Source organism: Roseivirga seohaensis, from assembly GCF_001592945.1.
GTDB lineage: Bacteria > Bacteroidota > Bacteroidia > Cytophagales > Cyclobacteriaceae > Roseivirga > Roseivirga seohaensis.
In genome coordinates this window covers 293,535-311,090 of sequence record NZ_LRPB01000034.1, presented here as the reverse complement: position 1 = coordinate 311,090, position 17,556 = coordinate 293,535, and the positions used below count along the sequence as shown (strand labels likewise).

16 protein-coding genes are annotated in these 17,556 nt (G+C 39.4%); 11 read left to right on the top strand and 5 right to left on the bottom strand.

The genetic code is table 11. From position 1 onward, the window contains the following. Window positions 1-46 precede the first annotated feature (46 nt). The gene (locus tag AWW67_RS11455; protein WP_053221837.1) at window positions 47-577 is read left to right on the top strand and encodes a hypothetical protein; all 531 of its coding nucleotides are present in this window, start codon (window positions 47-49) and stop codon (window positions 575-577) included. Between the two features lie 23 nt (window positions 578-600). Here AWW67_RS11455 and AWW67_RS11450 read toward each other — a convergent pair whose 3' ends face one another. Further along, window positions 601-1,104, bottom strand: a complete 504-nt coding sequence (locus AWW67_RS11450) for a paraquat-inducible protein A (RefSeq protein WP_053221836.1) — start codon at window positions 1,102-1,104, stop codon at window positions 601-603. 111 nt (window positions 1,105-1,215) lie between these two features. Beyond that, window positions 1,216-3,636: a zinc-dependent metalloprotease gene (locus AWW67_RS11445; RefSeq protein WP_062301878.1), complete on the bottom strand. Its 2,421-nt coding sequence runs from the start codon at window positions 3,634-3,636 to the stop codon at window positions 1,216-1,218. Between the two features lie 110 nt (window positions 3,637-3,746). On the opposite strand from AWW67_RS11445, the gene AWW67_RS11440 reads away from it, so the two are divergent. From AWW67_RS11440 to AWW67_RS11430, 3 genes are all read left to right on the top strand, one after another. Then, window positions 3,747-6,632, top strand: a complete 2,886-nt coding sequence (locus AWW67_RS11440; protein WP_062301876.1) for a S9 family peptidase — start codon at window positions 3,747-3,749, stop codon at window positions 6,630-6,632. 868 nt (window positions 6,633-7,500) lie between these two features. Next, window positions 7,501-8,610 (top strand): YaaC family protein, encoded by a 1,110-nt coding sequence (locus AWW67_RS11435; protein ID WP_062301875.1) that lies wholly within the window; start codon window positions 7,501-7,503, stop codon window positions 8,608-8,610. A 202-nt stretch (window positions 8,611-8,812) separates the two neighbouring features. Next, window positions 8,813-9,418, top strand: a complete 606-nt coding sequence (locus AWW67_RS11430; protein WP_062301873.1) for an EF-Tu C-terminal domain-related protein — start codon at window positions 8,813-8,815, stop codon at window positions 9,416-9,418. A gap of 182 nt (window positions 9,419-9,600) precedes the next feature. Here AWW67_RS11430 and AWW67_RS11425 read toward each other — a convergent pair whose 3' ends face one another. From AWW67_RS11425 to AWW67_RS11415, 3 genes are all read right to left on the bottom strand, one after another. Beyond that, window positions 9,601-10,170, bottom strand: coding sequence for a DUF2911 domain-containing protein (locus AWW67_RS11425; RefSeq protein ID WP_062301872.1), 570 nt, complete (start codon window positions 10,168-10,170; stop codon window positions 9,601-9,603). Between the two features lie 66 nt (window positions 10,171-10,236). Continuing rightward, entirely contained in the window at window positions 10,237-11,469 is a 1,233-nt protein-coding gene (locus AWW67_RS11420; protein ID WP_062301870.1) for a spore maturation protein, read from the bottom strand. Window positions 11,470-11,539: 70 nt separating this feature from the next. After that, window positions 11,540-12,232: a 16S rRNA (uracil(1498)-N(3))-methyltransferase gene (locus AWW67_RS11415; RefSeq protein WP_062301868.1), complete on the bottom strand. Its 693-nt coding sequence runs from the start codon at window positions 12,230-12,232 to the stop codon at window positions 11,540-11,542. Window positions 12,233-12,292: 60 nt separating this feature from the next. Here AWW67_RS11415 and AWW67_RS11410 point away from each other — a divergent pair, with 60 nt between their 5' ends. The 7 genes from AWW67_RS11410 (at window position 12,293) to AWW67_RS11385 (ending at window position 17,329) form a co-directional block, all read left to right on the top strand. Beyond that, window positions 12,293-13,765: a glycosyltransferase family protein gene (locus tag AWW67_RS11410; protein WP_062301867.1), complete on the top strand. Its 1,473-nt coding sequence runs from the start codon at window positions 12,293-12,295 to the stop codon at window positions 13,763-13,765. Between the two features lie 124 nt (window positions 13,766-13,889). Next, complete coding sequence (locus AWW67_RS11405) at window positions 13,890-14,132, top strand: hypothetical protein (protein WP_062301865.1); 243 nt, start codon at window positions 13,890-13,892, stop codon at window positions 14,130-14,132. A gap of 5 nt (window positions 14,133-14,137) precedes the next feature. Beyond that, a complete protein-coding gene (locus AWW67_RS11400; protein WP_062301863.1) occupies window positions 14,138-14,335 on the top strand; it encodes a type II toxin-antitoxin system RelE/ParE family toxin in 198 nt (65 codons plus the stop codon). Window positions 14,336-14,608: 273 nt separating this feature from the next. Continuing rightward, the gene (locus AWW67_RS11395) at window positions 14,609-14,830 is read left to right on the top strand and encodes a hypothetical protein (protein ID WP_053224546.1); all 222 of its coding nucleotides are present in this window, start codon (window positions 14,609-14,611) and stop codon (window positions 14,828-14,830) included. After that, window positions 14,827-14,979: a hypothetical protein gene (locus AWW67_RS19065; RefSeq protein ID WP_176700040.1), complete on the top strand. Its 153-nt coding sequence runs from the start codon at window positions 14,827-14,829 to the stop codon at window positions 14,977-14,979. Before AWW67_RS11395 ends, AWW67_RS19065 begins: the two co-directional genes overlap by 4 nt. 297 nt (window positions 14,980-15,276) lie before the next feature. Beyond that, a complete protein-coding gene (locus tag AWW67_RS11390; protein ID WP_062301862.1) occupies window positions 15,277-16,539 on the top strand; it encodes a putative DNA modification/repair radical SAM protein in 1,263 nt (420 codons plus the stop codon). After that, window positions 16,526-17,329 (top strand): TIGR03915 family putative DNA repair protein, encoded by an 804-nt coding sequence (locus AWW67_RS11385; RefSeq protein WP_062301860.1) that lies wholly within the window; start codon window positions 16,526-16,528, stop codon window positions 17,327-17,329. Before AWW67_RS11390 ends, AWW67_RS11385 begins: the two co-directional genes overlap by 14 nt. The last annotated feature ends 227 nt before the right edge of the window (window positions 17,330-17,556 follow it).

Below are 17,556 nucleotides of genomic sequence, written 5' to 3'. Positions count from 1 at the left end.
AGGGGCTATCGGAATGAAAATATTAGTCAATTAAACTGTTTGAATTATGTTTTTGAAAATGATTTTGCCTGCCATACTTGGTGTCTTGTTGATGCCTAGTCAATTATCACCTAATAGTGAATCTGAAAACCATCTTTACTCCATAGGTGATGAACTGGAATACTTGGCGCAGAATGGTAAGTTTGGCATTACAATGCCAGGCGAGTATACGGTTTCGAAGGTTGTAGGTGAATCGACAAACACCATTAAAGTGACCTCTACAATTGGTGAAGAAACCTATTTGTTTAGCTGGACCTTGCACACTGAATTACTTGGAGATCATAAAGGCTTGGCAGATGTTTCTCTGGAGTCATTTAATGAACAAGTGCAGGGCGATATTCTAAACCAGGATATATATAAATATAAAAGCAACGAAGGCAAAAAGGCTACTATTAGTCTTATGGAAGGTCAAGCAATATGCTTTTATAGGGTTATTCTTATGGGGCAATATCAATTTCAAATGGTTGTGGTAACCGGAGATACAGAGCTTGATGAGGCTGGGAAAAAGTTTTTAGATTCGTTTAAATACTCAGAGTAAGAAAAGGGGCATTGGCCCCTTTTTTATTGCACTAGGTCATCGGTATTCACATCCATTACCTGAATAGCCAGAATGGAGATAATACAATAGGCCAAGAAATAGTTAAAGCCTTCATAAAGTTCGGCCCGAATGCTTTCGTTTTCGCCTGTGGCCAAGAAAGCCAGCAAAATACCCACAACAAATACATCGGCCATTGACCACTTTCCGATTAAGCCTACAAAACGATAAAGGGCCTTTCTCCCCGGTAGTTTTCTAAAGGCCAAAACAGCCAATAGAATTACGGCTTTAGCTATGGGCACTATGATGGAGAAGATAAGAATCAACCAAGCTACTAGGTCATTGTCTGTCTCAAAAAGTGACTGTATGCTTTCTACCACACTTTGTGTTCTTTCAAAAAGTGTGAATTCACCAATTAATGGCAGTTGGGCTCCAATGTTGATTTGAATAATGGGTTTTGTAAGGCCAGGGTAGAGGCAAACCAACGATGCAATAATTAATACGAGTGCTACAGCGTTCCTTTTATTCATAGTAAAATTCAGTTATGGCTAAGACGAACAATCTTTATAAATGTAATCAGAAATGAAAAAGAGCCTTGGTTTTCTGGCTCTTTTTCATTCTTTCAATCTGTATTTATTTAATTAGTACCCTTCAAACGTACACCAGAATTGGGCATCCATTCCAATTGGCGAGCCATCTGGAGGAGTCAATGCATTGGTTGGTGTTACTTCTTTAGGGTTTTCTAAAAAGCGAGTGATTTTAAACGCTAACTCATTTTGAAAAGTGTCATTGCTGCTGGCTAGTTTTTTAGCGAATTTTCTTAGTGCTGCCATGGCTTCGGCTTGGGTAGAAACAGAGGCTTGAGAGCTCATGCTTAACGACATCAATTCGCTGATAAAGCTGTCGGCAACTACTTTCTGTAGTTCAGCACGGTAACCAGTGTAATTTGCATCGAAGGCAAGGTTTGCCACGGCATTAATCACATCCTGAAGTCCAACCTGATTACTGTCCATTGCTTTTTGCTGAACCAAACGTGTAGCACGCTGCGAATTAAATAAGAAGCTCATTGTAGTTCCTGCTACGGCTTCTCCTGGAGAAACCGGATCGAAAAGCACTCCTGTTCTTACATTAAAGGTTTCTCTTGATCTTCCGTACCCTGGTGTTCTCGGAGGAATAATTTTAAGAATGTGAGCCGGTACTTCTAAATTCTCAGGTTTCAATACGTTGATTAAAGCTGAAAGCGCTGCTTTTTGCTCTCCAACAGGCACTGTTTGCTGCAAAGGCTGAGAGTCGCCCCTTAGTTTGTAGTTGTAATATGCACCTCCAATTACCTTAGAGGCTGCCTCTAACTGGTAGCGGTGTAGCATGTACATCGGTACAAATACTTCTTCCAAAGTTGTCATAGGAGCCTCCATAGGAATGTTTTGCTCAGAGAAGTTTTTCAAAGCAATTGCTCTTACTTCCATTAATCGGTTCAATTCATCCACAGGGCTTTTTCCGTTATCCCAAAGGTGAGAGAATGGGTGTGCACTACCCGGAGATCTAGAATCTGAATCGGTAATAAAATGCAAACCGTCTTTCAGTCCTTTTTCTATTATGTCATTTAACGCTTTGTCTTCATCTGTTCCTTTCGGAAAGTCTTGATAACCGTAAGTTACCGCTACTTTATCCCATTCGCCAATGCCAGTATCGTAAGGAGCGTCTAATGAGATTTTACCGTTTTTCAGACCAATTTGAGGGTGAGGGTAATCCATTACCGAAGCATCCCCATCGGCACTAGAAGCATAACTGTGGGCCAAACCAATAGTATGACCAATTTCATGTGCAGACAGTTGTCTTAAACGAGCAAGGGCCAATTTGAGCATGATGGGGTCAGGCGTAGTGCCGTTTTCATAAGGGTTGATTAAACCTTGAGCAATCAAGAAATCTTGACGAACCCTTAGCGAACCTAAACTTACGTGGCCTTTAATAATCTCTCCGGTACGCGGATCAGTAACAGATGATCCGTAAGACCAACCGCGAGTAGAACGATGTACCCATTGTACTAGGTTGTATCTAACATCCATAAGGTCTGCATCGGCTGGCATTTCGCGCACCTGAAAAGCGTTTTTATAACCAGCAGCTTCAAAAGCTTGGTTCCACCATCGTCCACCTTCAATAAGTGCAGATTTGATGGGCTCTGGAGCACCTCTGTCTACATAATAAATAATTGGTTCAACGGCCTCACTTACTTTTGCGGTAGGGTCTTTCTTGGCTAATCTATGTCTGTTTATAAATCTTTTTGTAATATCTTCCTGAATTGGTGTTGCGTAATCCATGTAAGAAGTACCAAAGTAACCTGATCTTGGATCTAGCTTTCGTGGTTTGTAACCAGCATCTGGTAATTCAACAAAAGAGTAGTGCATACGCACGGTTACAGCATCGGGGTTTGGCGTTACACTTCTAATGAAACCACCAGTTGCGCTTCCCACTAGTGTAATTGTAGCTTCAAATTCTGAATTTTTCGGAAAGTTCTTCAACATAGGAGGGTAGATGGCCGAGCGGCTAGCATCGAAACGGTAAGAACCCTGACGAGAACGATTAAGTGTATTGGCTACACCATAAGAATCGGTAAGAATCATCGGAGTGATATCTATTAATACTACACCATTCTCTTCAGCTTCTACTTTAAAGCCCTCTAATACCGATTCGGCAAAAGCTTGTTTTACAGCTTCCACTTCGTCTACATTATTAGAAACAGCTCGATATCTGTAATTTGGTTCAACCAAAAGTACTTTAGAACCAACTCTTCTGAATTCTACCACACTGGTACCGCCTAATTTACCACGGTCAAGACCAATGTCATTAGAACCAATACCGGCTGCTAGAGAGTTGATGTAGAGAAATTCTTTATCGAAATTCTTTATTTCTAGATAAATCTTACCGGCATCTTCGTTCCAGTAATAATTAAAAAAACCTTCTTTTTTAATGGCTCCTTTGGTGATTTCCGCAATGGTTTTTTGCGCAAAAACTTGGAAAGAAAGCACCATCAAAAAAGAGAATAAGAGTGTCTTTTTGAGCATGATGTTTTTCGTTTTAATTCAAGTTGATTCCGTCAATATAAGAAGTGTTTATATACTCTGCCTAACTTTTATATTTGTAAGGAATAGATAACAATTAGAAACTAAAACCTATGAAAACGAAAATCAGCTTATTTTCAATTTTCATGCTGTTTATGTTCTTTCAGGCAACCGCCCAAAAGAAACCACTAACACATGATGTTTATGATGACTGGAAAAGCCTGCAATCCACCACTATAAGCAATGATGGTAATTGGACCGCTTATAGAATTAGCCCTCAGGTAGGAGACGGCATACTTGAAATCAAGAGCCTAACCAACAACAAAACCTATACCCTCGATAGAGTAGGTAGGTATTCATTCACTAAGAATAGCGATTTTGTGGTAGCTACCGTTAATCCCGAATATGAGAAGGAGCATGCGCTGAAACTTAAGAAAACCACTAGCGCAAAAATGCCTAAAGATTCTCTTTTCATAGTAAACCTTAAAAGCGGTGATATCAAGAAAATTGCTAGGGTAAAAAACTATCAGTTACCAAACGAATCTACCGAGTTTGTTGCTTGGATTCATGAAGCTGCTTTGGAAGAAAAAGCCAAAAAAGAGGAGGGCGAAAAATCTGAAGAAGACAAAAAGCCGAAGTCTAAATCTAAAGGAACAGAATTGGTGCTTTACAACATGGTTTCTGGTAGCGAAAAGCGCTTTGAAGGTGTTATGGATTATGAGTTAACCACAAAAGGTAACTATCTGTATTTCGAAAAAGATGAAGCAGATTCATTGAATCCTGCTGGTGTATTTGCCTATAATACAAAAACTGGTAAAGAGGTTACTTTAAACTCAGGCTTAAAGGATTACAAAAAACTTACCACTACAGAGGATGGAGAAGAGTTGGTGTTTTTTGCTACTAATTCTGACAGCAAAGCTGATGATAAATATTTTAGTTTAATGCACTGGAAAGCAGGCAATAATGAGGCAAAAATCATTGCAGACACTACTACGGCTGGTCTTCCTAATAACTGGATGGTAAGTGATAATAGTAATCCACGCTTTTCAGAAAGCGGAAAAAGATTGTACTTCGGAACAGCTCCACGCCCTGTAAAATATGCATACGAAGAGGATACTACTTTATTAGATTCTGAGCGCCCTGCGGTAGATGTATGGTCTTATAACGATCCGTACATTCAGCCAATGCAAAAATTAAGAGCCAATAGAGATAAGAATCAGACTTTCGATGTAGTGATGGATTTGAAATCAATGAAAATGGTTCAATTAGGTACCCCGAACTTAGAGAGCATTTACATTGATACCGAAAATGACCGTGACTTTGTATTGGCTACAGACGACCAAGCTTATAGAATTCAGTCTACTTGGGATACTCAACAGCCACGTGACTACTACAAAGTTGACGTGAATACAGGTAAAGCCAAATTGATTATGGAAGCTGGCAGAGGCTTTATGTCTCTTTCACCAGAGGGTAACTACCTAACTTGGTACGATCCTGAATTGGAAGATTGGTTTGCTATGGATGTAGCTACTGAAACTGTAAGAAACTTGACAGAAGGGATTGATGTGAGTTTTGCCAATGAGTTACATGATTCCCCGTCTTTAGCTGGTTCTTACGGAGCGGCAGGTTGGAGCGAAAAAGATGCTGCTTTCTTTATTAACGATCGTTTCGATATCTGGAAAATTGATCCAAAAGGAAAATTAGCTCCTGAGAACGTAACCAATGGTTTTGGTCGTAAAAACAATATCACTTTCAGATATCAGTCACTAGATAGAGACGAGAAGTTTATCTCAATGAAAGCGCCAGTATTGCTTAGCGCCATGCACCAATGGACAATGCAAGATGGTTTTTACACTGCCAACCTGTCAAAAGCTTCTAACCCAACAAAAGTGGTTATGGAAGATGTGAGTTTTGGTAGGTTAATCAAAGCGGAAGATTCTGATCGCGTTATCTTTACTAAATCTACTTATGAAGAATTTGGCGAGTTGTATGTAGCTAACAGCTATAAAATGGATGGTTTGAAAAAGCTTACCAATGTAGGCGCACAAGAAGATCCTTACAATTGGGGTACTGCCGAACTAATTCAGTTCAATTCTTTACAAGATGGAGAAGAAATGCAGGCCATTCTTTACAAGCCAGAAAACTTCGATCCGAACAAGAAATATCCAATGATTGTTTATTTCTACGAAAGAAGATCAAACAGCTTACATAGCCATCCAAGTCCAGCGCCAAGTGCAAGTACAATCAATATTCCATATTATGTAAGTAACGATTACTTGGTATTAGTTCCAGATATTAAATATGAGTTGGGTTATCCTGGGCCTAGTGCCTATAACCATGTGGTTCCGGCTACAAATGCTGTTGTAAATATGGGCTTTGTGGATAAGAGCAAAATGGCGATTCAAGGCCAAAGCTGGGGAGGTTACCAAGTAGCTTACCTTGTTACTAAAACAGATATGTATGCTGCGGCAGGTGCAGGAGCGCCAGTTGTAAACATGACCTCTGCTTATGGTGGAGTGAGATGGGGTAGCGGTATGAGCCGTATGTTCCAGTACGAGAAAACACAAAGTCGTTTGGGCGGAACACTATGGGAAACTCCAACACGCTACATCGACAACTCTCCACTCTTTAGAATGGACGAAGTGGAAACACCTTTGTTTATTATGCACAATGATGAAGACGGTGCGGTGCCGTGGTACCAAGGTATTGAATATTACATGGCCTTGAGACGTTTGCAAAAACCATCTTGGTTAGTGGTGTACAATGGCGAAGACCATAACCTTGTTCAGCGTAAAAACAGAAAAGACCTTTCTATCAGAATGGGTCAATTCTTCGATCACTACTTAAAAGGTGCGCCAATGCCAGAGTGGATGGCGAATGGTTTGCCAGCTACACTTAAAGGAAGAACTTTAGGTTACGAATTGGTAGACGAAACCAATAACACTGTAGAAGGAGAAGGTGCTAGCTTAATGAAGGAAAAAACAAAAGGGAATAAATAGTTAAGCAATTAACAGATTAGATTTTTAAACTGGCGAGGCTTCTGCTTCGCCAGTTTTTTTATGTGCTTATGGTTCTAGTTTTTTTATTGAAGGAAAGGACTAAACTATAGCATTGGGTGTTGGAGTTCAACTTGTATCGAAAGATTATTCGCTTGGTTATTGCGCCTTTGCTATAGGCTACGGCCAGCAGTAAAAGCTAAGGCGTAAGCGTTGCAAACCAGCTGAAGTTTTTAGTAATGATGATATTGACGTGAAGCAATTTCACCATCTAGTTATAGAATGTATAAGGTTACTTCGCTATTGTGTTCTACAGAATCTCAGCTGACTAGAACGAAGCAATATTCTTATCTCGTCCTTACAGGACTTCTATTATAATATGGTTTCTTTTTTACGAAGGGTGCAACCCTTCGTTTTGTTATTTAGCCCTTTCAGGGCTTTGAATGACTGAATGCTATACAAATAATTTTCAAATGAGCTTTGTTGTAATTTTCAGCGGCAACGGAACTTCGGAGCGTCATTGCGAACCTGCCAAAGTTTTTCGAAGTGAGAATATTGACGTGAAGCAATCTCACCGCTAAATTGATTGACCATTAAGATTGCTTCGTCACCTTTCTTTGCTAACGCCAGAAAGTTTTCTCGCAATGACGGTAAACGCAAACTTTGTTGGCTATTAAATACCAAATGCCAATAGATATTACTGTTTTATTAATTAATTTCACTAAACTTATTGCTTGTTAAAAGGTGCGTATAGCATATCGTATTTGATGGCTATCCGTCACTTTTGTGCAATCATAATATCGCTATACGTCATGTTTGTGACGCATACATAACGTTAAGCACAATCAAGCTTATCACGAAATAAAGACTTATGAAATTAGAAGATTTAGGCGAACAGGTACTTAGAGACTACAAAACAGTCAAGTATTTTCCTTTTTTCAACTCAGCCGGATCTCCTTTCATATTGACTTCTGATTCTCTTGGATATCTCGAAGCATGGATTGATAGAAAGTATAATTCTATAAAACGAGATAAAGCTCGGATGAAAAAGAAATTAGAGAAAGCACGTTATTTCACTCAACTCTCAAAAGATTTCTATAATTCAGCATCTCATGCTAGCATGCCATCAAAGGGAACCTTAATCTACTATTCTTTCATCAATTTGGTTAAGGTGTTTCTAATTCTAAAAGGCGGTTTGGATTTAGAGACCAAAACAGAACATCATGGTTTGTCTTTACCGTCCGACTTTAAGTTAAAACTTAAACTTGCCAGTAACTCCGGGGATGGAGTTTCTATTTTCCACGAGTTTTCAAAGCATATAGGAAAAGAAGTAAAAAATACTGAAGGTGCTGAAATTCGATTCTTTGACTTATTGCGAAACCTTCCTGAAGTCCATGAAATCGGATATGCTCTCAATTTATTTCCTGATACCAAAAGGAAATTTTTACCAGTAGATGTTTATATACGTACCAATTCCTACCGAAATAGGATTTACTACACAATTTCTCATGAAAAAAAATTTGATAAGGAAATGAAAGTAGAAAAACTCACTAAGGGAATTTGTCAGAAAAAAATCTACCCATTGGAAATTGAAGATGATCAAAAATTCCACCATTATCGCTCACATTTTGAAGTCTCTTACACAAAAGGATCATCGAAAAGCTGGAACATATGCTACCCGAAAATAATTAAAGACATAAATGAGCTCAACATTGCCCCAATGCTAACTAGACAAGGGTATAGATATTATCTAGATTTAGAACCTTACAGACTGCATCGTCTATCCTCTATATTAGGTTTTGCTTACTACTTAGGAACAGTTGCCAGATATAGACCAACTTTGAATGAGGAAATACTTAAAGGTCAATATCAGTCCATAATTAATGAGGCGGTTATATCATGCCCGAACCAATTTTTTTATCTAATGGTGAGCCACATTACAAGTCAAGTATGCGCAATACCGATGGCTAACATCTCATAAATGTGCTTAACAAACACTATCATCCATAAGCTTAATGGGCTATTTGCAAAGGCTAGTGCGATGAGATACTTTTATAGATATTTGAAAACTCCAGCTTACGGATGATAGTTAGACGTTACCTGCAAGCTGAAAAAACGACACAACAGATAAGATGACACCAGAAGAATTTGCAAAGAATTTTTATCTAGAACGGAAATCCCTTGTGGACTTATATCTAAGTTCAGACAGCGAAATTGATGTTTCTAAACTAATTGCGGATTTACAACTTGACGAGCAGAAGACTGAAAAAATTCGACAAATATTGAATGGTGTTCTAAGAGATGCATTTTACACAACCTTGCTAGGGCTTGATGGAGAAGCTCAAATCGGAGAACGACAAGAGACCTATAAGATTGAAGATGAAAATGGAAATGAAATCACGGGTGGAGAAATTGAGAGTTATGCTTGGGAATATTTTCACAACAACAAATTTGAGTTCGATAATTCAACCGCTGACTTCATTGCGACTTTGACTTATAGAACTACTGAACAAGGCGGAAGGAAAACAGCAGCAAAATCGGGCTACAGACCACAATTGAAATTTGACTTCGAAGAAATGCAAACTTCAGGACAACAAACATTCATTGACAGAGAACTCGTTTTTCCGGGCGACACTGTCGAGACAGAAATAAAGATCTTGGCAGTAGACTATTTTGAAGGTAAATTGTCCGAGAAGATGGAGTTTGAATTTAGAGAAGGTCCAATCGTCATTGGAACAGGAAAAATAAAGCACATAAAAAATAAGAAATTAAAAAAAGCCAGCAGGTAACAAAGCATATAGCTTATGGCGGGTAAACGGCTGCCAGCAAGGTTTTCCCTTCATAGCTAGCTTTGGTTTCGGGGACAAGAAAGTGCTTCGAAACCGCCACAAAGCCATATGCAAACCATTAACTCCACAAAAAAAAGCACCTCTCGGTGCCTTTCAATTCTTCATCTTAATTAAAGTTCGTTTTACCACTTAATAGGCATTTCAGCAATGGTGTTTTCCCAGCCTACCATAAGGTGAGTACCGCCTTCCACTTCTTTAAACACCATAGAAAGGTATTCGATTGGCTCGTCAGACTTGCTTACTGGGCCGTCTACTTGCGCTACTTCTTTGCTGTCTTTTAAAGTGTAATTGCCCCAAGTGTTAAGTTTACTGTGCAGCACAAACGTCCATTTGTCGGTGTTGGGAATTGCAAATAGGGTATAAGTACCTGCTTTTACTCTTGTAGTACCTACGGTTACATCTTGGTAAAAAGTGATTTCATTGGCTTCGTTAGCGCCTAAACGCCACATTTGGCCAAACGGAGCGGCTTTTTCGCCTAGCATAGTTCTGCCTTTTAATTGAGGACGGCTGTAGTAAATTTTGATTTTAAGGTCTTTTACAGGTCTGCCCATTACTTCATCCAATGGTTGTTGGTCTGGGAAATAAGCAGCGTCCATTGGGCTTGCATCTGGCCCTGGGAATTTCTGTGCTTGCGCATTGAAAGTGACCAATAAGGCCGCAATAGCAAAAAGCGTAAAGATTGATTTTTTCATGGTTATGGTTTTGTTTGTTTAATGAATGCTTTGAACTCTAAATTAAAGCAATAGGTTTTGCCAGCCTTAATAGAAAAACAGATAAGCGATAAAAATTGCTGCAATTACGCCCACAAGGTCGGCTATAAGACCAGCGGTAACCGCATACCTAGAGTTTTTAATATTCACCGAACCGAAGTACACGGCCAGCACATAAAAAGTGGTTTCGGTAGAGCCTTGGAACACGCTAGATAGTCGACCAACAAAAGAATCGGCTCCAAAGGTGCGCATGGATTCCACCATCATTCCTCTGGCGCCACCGCCACTTAGGGGTTTCATTAAGGCAGTAGGGAGGGCATCCACAAAATCGGTGTTCATGCCGGTAAGGGCAAACACTTCGCGAAGCCCATTTACAAGAATATCTAAAGTGCCCGATTGACGAAATACGCCAATGGCCACCAAAATGGCGACTAAATAGGGGATGATCTTGATGGCTACATTGAAACCATCTTTAGCGCCTTCAATAAATGCCTCGTAAACGTTGATCTTATTTTTGAGCGCAAGCCCGATAAAGGAGGCAATCACTGTAAAGAGAATAAGGCTACTGGCTACCGAAGAAATCACTTGCACTTGCTCTTGCGGAATGCTTTGGAAATAGTAAATAGCAAAAACAATAAAGGCCGTGAGCGAGCCTAAATAGAGTAGTATGGTTTTATTGAGCAGGTTAATTCTTTGGTAAAGTGCAACCGTAACCAACCCCGCCAAAGTAGAAAAGAAGGTAGCCAATAAAATAGGGATAAAAATATCTGCCGGATTGGCTGCGCCTTCTGTAGCCCTGTAAGCCATAATCGAAACAGGAATAAGCGTTAAACCCGAAGTGTTCAATACCAAGAACATAATTTGGGCATTGGAGGCAGTGTCTTTGTTGGTGTTTAGTTCTTGCAAACCACTCATGGCCTTTAAGCCTAGTGGAGTTGCGGCATTATCGAGCCCTAAAAAGTTCATCGAGAAGTTCATGACCATAGGGCCAAATACTGGATGATCTTTTGGAACATCGGGGAATATTTTGGTGAACAGCGGACTGATAAATCGGGCAATAATGGCCACTACTCCACCTTTTTCACCCACGCGCATAATGCCCATCCACAAGGTTAAAACCCCAGTTAAGGCCAATGAAAGCTCAAAACCTGTTTTCGCCATGTCGAAAGTGCTTTGGATCATGGCAGGAAAAACTTCAGTATCACCAAAGAAGATCAGTTTGATGAGCGCCACCACAAAGGCGATCAGGAAAAAGGCAACCCAGATGTAATTTAAAGCCATGGGTGAATTTAGAATTAAGATTGACGATTTACAATTTTGTTGGTCGGGGTGCTATTTCGAATGAGGTATTTCAAACCAAATTCATCAAATGCACTGCTGCCATACCAGCCGTTTCGGTACGCAAACGATTGGCGCCCAAACTCACTTTTACAAAACCTGCAGCCAAGGCCATTTCTACTTCGCGTTCGCTGAAATCTCCTTCAGGGCCAATCATCACTAAGTTTGAAGCCGAATTGACCAGCTTGTCTTTCAATAAAACTTCGTTTTCAAAATCTACATAAGCGATAAACTTATGGTCGGCTGTAGCTTCATTGATGAAGTTTTTGATGGAAGTCAGTTCATCGAGTTGTGGCATAAAAGCCTGGCCGGATTGCTTCATGGCACCAATGGCTTTTTTTTGAATTCTATCCAGCTTCAATACTTTTCTTTCAGAATGATCGCCCAAAATGAATGAGATTCGATCTACGCCCAACTCCACTGCTTTTTCCACGAACCACTCGGTGCGGTCTAGGTTTTTGGTAGGGGCAATGGCCAAATGTCTGAAAGTGGAATGTGGCTTGACCTCTTCTTTGCTTATAATTTCGAAAGCACACTTTTTATGGTTCGCCTCGGTAATGTTAGCGGTATAAAAGCTGCCTTTGCCATCAGTAAGTTGAATGCTATCGCCTGATTTTAAGCGCATCACTTTAACGGCATGCCTCGACTCTTCGTCATCTAAATGCAAAGTGCCAGCGGGAATATCGGGTTGATAGAATAAATGCATAAACGGGTTTGGTCACTAAAATAGGAATAGATGCCTTGATTTCAATTATATTCGTTGCGAATGAAGGCAGAGAGAATTTTTTCACCCCAACAATACCGCTGGATTCAGCTGGTCATCAACCTGCTTTTTATTGCGGTTTGGTTCTTTGCCAACGAAGGCCTTTCGTTTTGGGACGATTATACTTACCTCAATTTTGCCAATGAAATCAATCAAGGCACTTTCGAAGTGACCACCAACCATTTCACAAGTAGGTTGGCCTTGATTTACCCCACCGCTTGGTTTATTGACCTCTTTGGGATTAACCAATACAGCATGGTGATTTTCCCCATGCTATGCGGTTTGGGCCTCATCAACCTCTTTTTCTTTTTGGGGAATAGGGTGAATTACTGGATCGGACTTTTGGGCGGAATGCTCATCCTTTGTGATTACCACATGATCAATTTTGCCATTCATCTTTTTCCAGAACTGCCATTAACGCTCTGCATTTTTATATTTCTGGTGGGCTATTATTTGGTGTTGAAAAATGAAGCCGATTATCGGCTGACTGGATTTATAACTGCCACTGCATTACTGGGCGCATTTCTGATTAAAACCACGGTGTTTCTATTGTTGCCGCTGCTGGCTTACCTATTTATTACCGACAGAATTAATAGAAGGAATAAAGGTTTTTGGCGCATCTTCATCAGTTTGGGGATTTTCTATTTTCTGCTCCACGGTTTTTGGTATTTAGAAACCAAAGGCAGCTTTATGTATCGGTTCGAAAATATCGCTAACAACCATGTGGCCACCGTAAAAACCTTTTTCGATAAAGAATCGCTGCTTTGGAAACGCCTGACTTATCTACCACTCATTACCTTCACCAAGGGTGGTTATTTTATTCCGCTATTATTGGCTTTGCCTGCCATAATTGGCTTAAAGCGAAAGGATTTCAACCTAAAACAAGCAGATAAATTTTGGCCGATCACGAGTCTAATCTTAATTCTGAGCTATTGGTTCTTTTCTACCAACTGGCGGTATTATAGTCCGCTGCCGCTAGAAACACGCCACATCGCTTTTTTCATTCCTGCTTTTATAATGACAGCCGTTACTTTTTGGGCTCAGCACAAATGGTTTGAATTATTGAAAAACAAAGCCGTACTAATTGCAGCAATACTTGGCTTTTTGATGATTCCGGCTTACACCATTTACAAATCCGGCAATCGAGGTTTTAAGGCGGAACAAAGCATTGTACAGCAATATTTGGTGGAAGATAAAGCAGCCCAAACCGTGATTACCGATGGACTCAATTCTTACGGCTATTCTTACTTTTACAATTTCGACAAAGTTGAAGATAAGTATTTCTGGTTTTCAGAAATGGATTTTTCTCAAATCGAAGTTGGTGATTATGTGCTGCTGAATGAAGCCTACTTCAATGAAGAATATAACGATACCGCCAACTTTGCCGCCTTTAAAAAGGCCGTTGCTGAAAAACAATGGCGCCTCGATTTAATTGAGGAAAAGGGAAGGGTGAGGTTTTATAGAATAAGCCGCTAATTTCTAACCCTTTGTACTTTGAATCGATTTTTGGATTGATTCAAAGCCTGAGAAATAAAGCAACAACCCTTTTCCTACTAAGTAAGGACTATACTTTTACTCAAATAATTCGTTAATTTGAATTATGGACATTCAAGCAGAGAAGCGAGATTTAATTCAATGGTTGTCAGGACTCAGTGATCTTCGAATGATCAAACTTGTCGGGACACTAAGAAAGGCATCTGAAGCAGATTCAGGTTCAAAACTCACCAAAGCTGAAATATCCGCTATCGATCAAGGCTTGAAATCCATAAAAGAAGGAAAGGTTAAATCTCATGAGGATGTTATAAAACTCACAAAGAAAGAATTCCCAAACCTTTTCGAATAGTCACCATGGAAGTCATTTGGTCAGATGATGCTTTTGAAGACTATTTAGAGAATATCAGATTTCTAATCAGACGGTGGTCTGAAAAATCAGCAATTAATTTTATTGACGAAGTAGATACTATAATTGACCTTTTAAAATTAAACCCTGAAGCATTTCCATTAAGCAATTATAAGAGTATTAGAAGGGCTGTTGTAAGGAAGTAAATCACACTTTTCTATAAGGTAGAAGATGAAACAATCATCTTGGTTCGCTTCTGGAATACTTATAAAAACCCAGAGTCCCTTAAAATCTGACTTAAAAGATGAAAAGGGCAGGGTGAAGCTTTATAGAATCAGGCTTTGATAACAAATTCATCTCTATCACTTATTCCTCAGTTCGAATTTTGGATTGATTCAAAGCTTGGGAAATGAAGCAACAACCCTTTTCCTACTAAGTAGGGGCTATACTTTTATTGCTATAATTCGTTACTTTGTACTATGGATATTAAAACAGAGAAACTTCATTTAATAGAGCGACTGATACAATTGCAGGACGCTACTATTGTTTCTCGTGTAAATGCTTTTCTGCAAAATGCACTGGAGGAGAGGGATGAATTATTGGAAAACTCTATTGATAAAGGGGTTGAACAATCCAAGTCCAACCAAGTTCATGACCACGAGAATGTAATGTCCGAAATGAGAGCTAAGTATGGCTCATGAATTTCGTGGTTAAATGGACAACTGAAGCCAAATTCACTTTGAACCAAAACCTTGACTATTTGAGCAAGGAATGGGATGTATTAACCATCAATAATTTCCTTGATCGAATTGATGAAGTAGTAAACTCAATTCAACAAAACCCTAAATAATATCCTGTCTATAGAAAGTCTGATCAGGTTCATAAGTGCGTTATAAATAAGCACATTACTTTGTTTTATAGAGTGTCAAAGTCAGCCAATAGAATTGATTTAATCACTTTTTGGAATACTCACCAAAACCCAGAATCCCTTAAAATCTGATTTTTGAGGTAAAGGGCAGGATGCAGTTGTTTGTAGTTTCATCTCTTTAGACCTTTTTTTTAGTTTTAATTTCTAAAAATATTAGCCTGACTAATTATTTTGGTTTTTCTGTGTTAGCTTTGATTCTACTTTCACAGCAAGCTGCATATGTCATTTGATAGAATTAAGGAGAAGTTGAATATACTGGCCGATGCTGCCAAATACGATGTTTCCTGCTCGTCTAGCGGAAGCAAGCGTACCAATAAAGAGAAAGGCTTGGGGAACTCCTCGGGCATGGGGATTTGCCATAGCTATACTGAAGACGGCAGGTGTGTCTCATTACTCAAAATCTTAATGACCAATCACTGCATATTCGATTGCGCTTATTGCGTTACGCGCAGAAGCAATGACATTAAGCGAGCCGCTTTTAAAATTCAAGAGGTGGTTGACCTTACCATCAACTTCTACAGAAGAAACTATATAGAAGGACTGTTCCTTAGTTCTGGCATTTTTAAGGATGCTGATTACACCATGGAGCGGTTGGTGGCTGTGGCTAAGAAGTTAAGGTTAGAGGAGAAGTTTAATGGTTACATTCACCTCAAATCTATTCCAGGGGCTTCAGATGAACTGATGCGCGAAGCTGGCCTTTATGCCGATAGGCTGAGTGTGAATATAGAAATCCCTACCGTTTCTGGTCTCAAACTTTTAGCGCCAGAGAAAGATCACAAGGATTTTTTGAAGCCCATGGCGAAGGTCAAAAATGAAATCATTCAGTATAAATCGGAAAAGAAGATTATTAAAAGCACACCTAAGTATGCACCTGCTGGCCAAAGCACTCAAATGATTGTGGGGGCAACAGGTGAGACCGATCAGCAGATTCTTCTTACTTCAGCTTATTTCTATAAGGAATTCAATTTAAAGCGTGTGTATTACTCTGGCTACGTGCCGGTGATTGCAGATGAACGTTTGCCTCAATTGGGCACACAAGTACCAATGCTTCGCGAAAACCGGCTTTACCAAACCGATTGGCTGATGCGCTTCTACGGTTTTGACGTGCGCGAGATTGTTGATAAAAACAATCCTAATTTGGATTTAGAAGTAGACCCGAAGCTGGCTTGGGCTTTACGTAACCTGCATGAATTTCCGGTAGATATAAATAAAGCTGATAAATTTATGTTACTGCGCGTGCCTGGAATAGGTGTGAAGTCTGTGAGCAAGATTATTCAGGCCAGACGTTTCAGAAAACTCAATTGGCAACACTTGGCTAAACTTGGGATTGCCTCTAATAGGGCGAAATACTTTATTACCTGTGAGTCTTCTGAATTTGAAAAGAGAGACCTAACGGCCGAACAAATCAGAGGATTCATTCTTCAAAATTCATCTTCAAAATTTCGCAAACTCGTATCTCCACAATTAAATGTATTCGGATAGTCTCAATTTTAATTTAACGGATTGCATTCTTGAATACGATGGGAGTTTCGATGGCTTTTTATGTGCCGTGCATGAGTTTTACGTTCTAAAGCTTAATCAGGGTGAAATTCAAAAAGAGGGAAGTGCTCAGGGAACTTTGTTCGCTAAAAGAATCAAGGTAATTACCCAATTACCGCTAGTCGAAAAAGTATGGAAGCGATTTAAAGTTAGGATTGGTGGTTCAGGTTGTAGTCAAATTTTTCGTGCTTTTCTGAGTGAAGAAATTGGGATTGAAAATACTTTGCTTCGTTATATTCAGCATGCACTAAACTCACCTCAGCCAATTCATTCAGATTTCTCTCATCCCGATGTGCTCAAGGTATCGCAAATGGTAAAAAGTGTGGGCAGAGAAAAGCATAGAATGGAAGCCTTTGTAAGGTTCAGACGCACTAAAGATGGAATTTATTTCACCCATATAGCCCCAGATTTTAATGTACTTCCATTAATCTCAAAGCATTTTCAAGAGCGTTACGCAGACCAAAAATGGATGATTTATGATGAAAAACGCCACTATGCACTTTATTATGATTTAAATAAAGTGGAAGTTGTTGAACTACACTTGAAAGAAAAGCTCGAGTTGTATAAAAACCCCGAGGGTGTATATGATGAACAAGAAATTGAATTTCAAGAGTTATGGAAAGACTATTTTAAAAGCACGAATATCAAATCGCGTAAAAACGATAAACTGCATACACAGTATGTACCCAAACGCTATTGGCGTTATTTAACGGAGAAACTTCCTGGTAATTAGTGTCACATTCTGAGATAAGATGACCCGTAACTGGTGCTTGCCTGCCTAGCGGAAAGCAGTACTAATGAAACAAAAAAAGAGTGCCTTTTCAGACACTCTCAATTTCTAATGTTGGAAAGTGATTTCCTTACTTCTTAAACTGCTTTGAAATAATCAGCTCTTTAGTACCGTGGTTCTGTATGTAAGCTTCCCCAAAACTAGTACAGTTTAAAAATAGAATTTATAAC